Source organism: Flavobacterium rhizophilum (genome assembly GCF_046000485.1).
In the GTDB taxonomy this organism is placed as follows: Bacteria; Bacteroidota; Bacteroidia; order Flavobacteriales; family Flavobacteriaceae; genus Flavobacterium; species Flavobacterium rhizophilum.
Window position 1 is genome coordinate 88,931 of record NZ_JBELQB010000016.1, and the last position, 6,818, is coordinate 95,748.

The 6,818-nt window shown below is 36.6% G+C and carries 7 protein-coding genes; 5 read left to right on the top strand and 2 right to left on the bottom strand.

Annotation, left to right across the window (positions count from 1 at the left end; translation table 11 throughout):
• Positions 1-126: 126 nt before the first annotated feature.
• Together ABS768_RS16895 and ABS768_RS16900 are read left to right on the top strand one after the other, a co-directional pair.
• Entirely contained in the window at positions 127-861 is a 735-nt protein-coding gene (locus ABS768_RS16895) for a hypothetical protein (RefSeq protein WP_408076132.1), read from the top strand.
• A 168-nt stretch (positions 862-1,029) separates the two neighbouring features.
• Entirely contained in the window at positions 1,030-1,338 is a 309-nt protein-coding gene (locus tag ABS768_RS16900) for a GIY-YIG nuclease family protein (protein WP_408076133.1), read from the top strand.
• Positions 1,339-1,508: 170 nt separating this feature from the next.
• Here the strand turns inward: ABS768_RS16900 and ABS768_RS16905 are convergent, their stop codons facing one another.
• The gene (locus ABS768_RS16905) at positions 1,509-1,985 is read right to left on the bottom strand and encodes a hypothetical protein (protein WP_408076134.1); all 477 of its coding nucleotides are present in this window, start codon (positions 1,983-1,985) and stop codon (positions 1,509-1,511) included.
• A gap of 141 nt (positions 1,986-2,126) precedes the next feature.
• Between ABS768_RS16905 and ABS768_RS16910 the strand changes: the two genes are divergently transcribed.
• Positions 2,127-2,648 (top strand): hypothetical protein, encoded by a 522-nt coding sequence (locus tag ABS768_RS16910; RefSeq protein WP_408076135.1) that lies wholly within the window; start codon positions 2,127-2,129, stop codon positions 2,646-2,648.
• Between the two features lie 15 nt (positions 2,649-2,663).
• Here ABS768_RS16910 and ABS768_RS16915 read toward each other — a convergent pair whose 3' ends face one another.
• The gene (locus tag ABS768_RS16915) at positions 2,664-4,652 is read right to left on the bottom strand and encodes a trehalase family glycosidase (protein ID WP_408076136.1); all 1,989 of its coding nucleotides are present in this window, start codon (positions 4,650-4,652) and stop codon (positions 2,664-2,666) included.
• A gap of 290 nt (positions 4,653-4,942) precedes the next feature.
• Between ABS768_RS16915 and ABS768_RS16920 the strand changes: the two genes are divergently transcribed.
• A complete protein-coding gene (locus ABS768_RS16920) occupies positions 4,943-5,425 on the top strand; it encodes a hypothetical protein (protein WP_408076137.1) in 483 nt (160 codons plus the stop codon).
• Positions 5,426-5,499: 74 nt separating this feature from the next.
• Positions 5,500-6,279, top strand: a complete 780-nt coding sequence (locus ABS768_RS16925) for a hypothetical protein (protein ID WP_408076138.1) — start codon at positions 5,500-5,502, stop codon at positions 6,277-6,279.
• Positions 6,280-6,818 lie beyond the last annotated feature (539 nt).

Sequence of the window (6,818 nt, forward strand, 5' to 3'; positions counted from 1 at the left end):
GAGTTGCTTCTCTTTTTGTTAAGGTAATGGTGATTTAGTTATATTTGGATATAGTTTTTTAATAATATGTTTTTATATATACAAAGTATTATAACCAAACGAAGTACTTTAAAATTAAGCTAAATAATGGTAAATGGTTTGAAGATTGATTTTTATCGTGAAGAATCAAATTTGACTGAAAATGACAGTTTGTTTGAATGTTATCTTGAAGAGGTGAAAATCAATGATGATGGCTCGGTTTACTTATCTGTAAAAAAGTTTCACCTTGATTTATCTCAATTATCATTAGATGGTTGGTTTAAGGTCAGGATTTTTTTAAAAGATGATATTTGTGATATTATTTACCTTGAATTTAAAGATATTTTTTTTGAAGACGGTTTGGTGACGGGAATTTCAATAATTCCGGATGAGGACTTTTCTTTGTATCAGATTTACGTCTATAATTTTTTTGTAAGATGGAAAAGAGATGAGCTAATTGACTGGAAAGAATTATCTGCTGAAGCAGAAAAAGAAGGTTGGATTAGGGCGTGTTTTAAATGGACAGGTATAGCAACTTCGATTATCCAAAACGGAGTTTATGTTTTAGATGCCAATTTAGTTAGCAGTAGAACCGATTTTTATTGTTTGCTGGGAGAAGTTTTGTTTGGTTACCGGGGTTATATTGGAGCAGAAGGTAATGCTTTATTAGATTGTTTAATTATTTTATCACATTCAGGTAAGGAACACAACTCTATACTGCAAATTGTAAACAGTAAAAGATTAGAGGAAGTGTTTGAAGTTGAAAAATATGATGATGACAGCGGAATTAAAGTGGTTTATGATGATATGGAAAGGTATGGTTTTAAAATTGAATGTGATTAATAAAAGTTTCCCTGTATTGGGAATTAATTCGGTTCTAATGAATTTACCTGATTCCGTTTCACTTCACTCAAAATGGAACAGGTTTCAGTAAACGGGAGACTAGTTTTTTCCATTTCGACCGAAACGCAGTGGAGTGGAGAAATCTAGACAAAATCAGTACATTTGAAGATGTTTCAAACTCTAGGGCAGCATAATTATTTTGTTTATATTCTTACTAATAAAAGTAAGACTGTTTTATATATAGGTTTTACTACTGATTTAAAAGACAGGTTGCATTTTCATCAAAATCCTGAAGCACATTCAAAATCTTTTACAGCAAGATATAAATGTTTTAACCTCATTTATTGGGAACATTATACTGAAGTTCAGACTGCGATTGACAGAGAGAATCAACTTAAAAAATGGAGTAGAAGTAAAAAAGATGATTTGATAAATAAAGTTAACCCTGATTGGAGATTTTTAAATGAAGAAATTTGAGATTTCTCGATTCCGTTTCACTCCACTCGAAATGGAACAAATTTCTTTTATAGTTTACTTTTCCATTTCGACCGAAACGCAGTGAAGTGGAGAAATCTCTATCATAATTCGATAACAAAAAATCCCACTCATTGAGCGGGATTTTTTTATGTATATGTAATCGTTATATCCTAGTGATGGTCGTGATCTTCATGTTCTTCGGCTTTAAAGTCGGCTCTTATTTCAGGATGGCTTATTTCGCCTCCTGTATGTCCGGTTTCATAACCAAAGTAACCCACAACACCGCTAAACAGTAAGGCTACAATGGCAATACCTTTACCAAACGACTTGTTTTTAAAACTTGCCCAAAGTCCGGCAAGGCTAAGTCCGCCCAGTATATAGCAAAGCATGGCAAGCGTTTCGGCTTTCTCTTCGTGTTCATGAATTAAATGATGATCGGCGCCCAGGTGTTCCACAATTTCTTCGGCACCTTCGCCGGTAGCCATTGCCGGGATAGCAAATAAAGCGGTTAGTACAAAAATAAAGTAAGCAGTACGCTTTACCGCTTCTGAACCCGAAATGAATCCGCCAAGCATAATTACAAATCCTATAGTAGGTGTGATAATAGGCAGGTGGTTTACCACAAGGTGAAATTGAGCATCATTCATAGTAAAAGTTAGTTTTTGTTTTTCTTCAAAGTTAACTTTATTTTTAAATTATAATACACAGGCAATAAAAAGATAATGTTATTTCTTATTAAAACGTTAAAATTAACTAACTTAGTAGGGCAACCTAAAAACCATAACCCTATGAACCGGATTGTTATTTTACTGGCAGTGTTTGCTTTGTATTCCTGCAAGCGGGACACTAAAACGGAATCAGACGCAAACGGGAATGAAGCAACTACTCAAATAGAGCAAACTGTTGCAGAGGGGAGCGTGCATGATGATAACCAGGACTTAAATACCGATGCCGATTCCCCACATACTAAACTCACAATGGCAGCCGAGCAGTTTATACTTGATAAACCTACGGTTATTGTGGTAGCGTTAAACTCCAACCAGATTAATGATTTAAAAAAGGAAATAGGGGAGGATAATTTTTATACTCTAGCCGATGAGAATATGTTGTATCATGATGCGGTAACTTCCCGTATGGATTCGTTAAAAATAGACATAAAGTACACTCAAAAAAATGTGATATACATTAATAAGGGAGAACAAAGGCAGGTAATTGTAAAAGAAGCCGACTTCCCATTGTACGCCTATTTTTATTTTGACGGTAAAAACGTAACCAGAACCGATGCCCTTAAATTAATGGATAAAAAATAGGTTATCCTGTAGTGGTTATTGCTTTTTAGTTTCTCCAAACACCACATCGGGGTTTTCTAAATTGTCCAGTTTTTGGATATACTCCTGTGGCAGTAACGAGAGCCCGTACTGATAGGACGCATTCATCCACCCAAAGCCCGACTTTGTAATGTAAGCAAACTCGGTTCCTACGTTTCCATATTCGGCATATACCTTATGGGTGGTGTTTACCACATCATACTTTTCAGGGATTGTCCCGTTATAGTCAACTGCATTTTGGGTAATGGTCCACAGCCAGCGATATATCAGTTCGCGTGCCTCTTTTTCGTACCCATAATCAATAAGTCCTTTCCATAACAACATTTGGTGCGGAGCCCACCCGTTAGGGTAGTCCCACTGGCGTTGTACCTCGCTGGTTTTATATTTCTCTACCGATTCTTTAGTCGATGCCAGTATACCACCCTTAGCCTTGAGGTCACTCATTAATATAGGTACCATCTTTTCGGCCTGCTCATGGGTGCATAATCCAGCCCATAGGGGAAAGAAATTAGTAGCCGACATATAATCGGTTATTTCTTCCTTCTTAAAGTTGTAGTCAAAAAAGCAGCCTGCTTTTTCATCCCACATGTATTTTTCCATTAGTTCGCGGCGGTCGGCAGCCTTTTCGCTCCAGTAAGCCGATGTATAGGTTTTTCCGTTTACGGTAAAACTGTCTTTAAAATAAGTACCTATTAAAAACTCAAAATCTTTCTCGTATTTATACAACAGGGCATTAATGTCAACACAATTCAGGTCGGCAGCAATATTATCCAGTCGCCAGCTGGTGTCGTGTCCGCTTTCGCGCAAGGTACGGTCGTGCGTAAAATAACGGTCAAGGGTGCTATCTTTTATTACTCCCGCTTTGTATAATTCTTCAAATTCCTCTACCGCAATTTTGTGTCTGTCGGCATATTCCTGCAGTACAGCTTTAAAATGTCCGGGTTCTGTTTCCGGCGGAATTCCTTTTCCGCTAGCATAAAAACGGTTAAGTCCTGTGGCAGGGGTGTACCTTTTGCTATGCATCCATACGTTTTCATACTCTGTTATGGCAGTGGCAAGGCATTCCTCCAGCCATTTTTTATCTTTAGGATGCATGGCGGCATACACCTCTCTTATATAAGACGAAAGGAACGGCGGTTGCGTACGCGTTAAATAATAGGAGCGATTGGCGTTTAGTATTTTACCGTAATGCCTTATCTGATAGCAAAAATTATCTACCATACCTTTGGCAAGGTCCAGCCTGTGGTCAATAATAAGGCCTACGCCCTCAAAGTAACTGTCCCAGCCGTACATTTCGTTAAAACGTCCGCCGGGAACCACAAACGGAACCCCCTTGTTGTTCTCTATTTTAAGTGCTAAAATACCGGGCATGTTGTTAATAGACTCTACATATTCCGGAGTAATATTTTCCGGAAGTACAACCACCTCCAGTTTCGGCATCCTTTTTTGCAGGTTATGGAAATAGGCAATCCCTACCTGATCATCATACGGAACATAAATGCGCCTGCGTTCATCATGCATTTTATCATCGTCCATAATTCGGTTAATCCCTTTTTCGTCAATAGTACGGGTCAGGTCGTCCCAAAATTGGGTTTTTATGCGGCGTGATATGCGTTCGGCAGGTGGTTCCTGTATTTGTCTAAGGGTAATAAGGGCCGTGTCCTGTGCATTTTCGTTTGCAATGGCAAGTTCCTGTAACAGGTTAGACAGGTAGTAGGTATTCCTTATAATAACGGTATCTCCTTTAGTGCTTACTAAAAAGTAATCCTTGTTTGGGGCATCGTCTTTGGTTATTTTCTTATCGCCGTCGGTGTCATATCCGGCAAGTAGTTCCTGCATGGTTCTGTTTACCGGAAGGTCAAACACGGTTTGGCTTTCAACAAATTTATCGTTACAACTCATAAAAGTACCAGATATACTTATGGCCACACCTATACCTATATATATAAGAGTACGTGTAGCATTTGGTTTATTACTGTGGCTCATTTTTAAAAGTATTTAAAAGTGAGAAAGCCTAAAAATAGTAAATTCTTACAGCTTTTAAAATTGTAAGACATTGCTTAACATAATATTAGTATGTGTTTGCAATTAAAGGGGTTTATATTGCAAAATCCTAAAAATAACAGGGTTAAAATTATCAGAAGCGAAATGCTGGGGGAGTGCCGGTAAAACATTTTCCCGCTTTCGCCTGTATCCTTTCACTGCGTTACAGGGATGCCGGCTCTATCGGGGCTAAAGTATAAAGGCTATTTGTTATATTTGGTGAAATGATAAAAATGACCACCCTTATTCATATGTCTGTAAAAGATTACATAGTGCTTACTATGATAATTGCCTGTCTGTTGGTTTATGTATTGATGAAGCGAGCTGATAGGCGGTATTCACTTTTACAAAAAATTCTGAAATCAGAATATGAAGACCGTTTAATAGAGGAAGGGGTTAAAATAACAGTTCCCTTTGATAGATGTAAGATAAGTACAAAGAAAAGCTACAGTACAAAACCGGCTTCAAGTGGATATAGGGCACAGGCTCTCAATTCGCTTTTAGATTCCCGTAATGCCGAAGTAACAACCCAACATACATCCAGTACCATTGAGATAAAGCTTAAAATTAATGGTTCAACAAAAACTTTAAAAAGTGGTAGCCTACCCATTGATAAGGAAACCCTGCTTATTAAGTTGTATATAAAAAAGGAAATAGATGTTTATTATGATGTGAATACACGTGATTATTTAATAGATCTCCATTTTCTGGATTAATACCTATTATATATTAGGTGTAATTTAACCCCCTTTATATTATATTTTAAAATCAGTAAAAGTAAATCAATTCTATGTCCTACGGTAAAACACTCTTGTTATATATCATTTTTGCTTTCTCTTTTAATAGTATCGGTGCTCAGGAAGCTGGTAGGGGTAGTAAGTATTTCTTTTTGGATTATATTGTTACTCAAAACGGAGATACTATATATGGGGCTGTAAAAGAGGAATTACTTAAAATCTATCTCCTAAAAATGGACGAGGATAAAGTGGGGTCATTTACCAGATATGAGGCCGATAAGCTGAAAGGCTATCGCTATAATGGTTACGTCACTACTAATAAAGAGCCGAAAGATGGTATTTATACCGGATTGAACGCTAAAAAAGATTCTTCGGGAGGTAGCAAAGACGATTATCTTGTAAAAAATAACGACACTATATATGGAGATGTATATAATCCTTTTCTGGGGCCCCGTTATATTATTTCTAAGCAGGGTAAGAAAATAAAGTTTAAAGGCGAAGTTGGTTTGGTGTATAAAACAGGTCAGTATATATATGAGTACAGGGATAAACCTAAAGTAGAAACGCTGGATTCAAAAGAAGATTGGCTGTTGTTACTATATAAAGGTAAAGATTTAAAGTTGTACGGATATGCTACCGGTCATCAGGGCACCTGTTATTTTATAGAAAAGGATAAGGAAATGCATCTTTTAAGGATGGATGAAGACTGGCTTGAACTGCTTGGTAGGATATTTATTGATAAACCGGATGTACTTAACCATTTTAAATCAGGTTTTTTGGATTTTGAAAATATATACCTGGCAGTGCGGTATTACGATGAGCATTCCAATTAAGTAATCATTACACTATATATAGAGTAGGGTGTCCTTCTTATGCATAATATAAAGTATTGAGAAGTCTCTACTATACCATATAAAGTAGAGCTGTTTTTGTCTGTTTTCTATTATCTCCTGTTTTACTCAAAAAAACTTCCACCTTCAAAAGTCACCTTTTCAGCCAGTTATGATATAAGGTTAAAAAAAGATTAAAAAAATGGTATTAAAAGTTTGCGGGGGTGGAAAAGAAAGCTACTTTTGCACCCGCATTACAGGCAAACGTTCATTTACAGTTACTGCTATCAAACGACATTTTTAAGGAGTGTTTTACTGATAAAAATAATCAGAAAAAAGTTTGGTAAAAGTTTGTGAGAAAGAAAAAGTTTTCTACTTTTGCACCCGCAATAACGGCGAAGTTCTTTGGTAGTGTAAATGTTCTGAAACCCTTTTAAATAAAGGGAGTTGCTTTAAAAAGGCTTTGAAAAAAAAGTTCAGAAAATATTTGCAGAAAAGAAAAACTTTACTAGTTTTGCACCCGCTAATACAGCGACGTACAT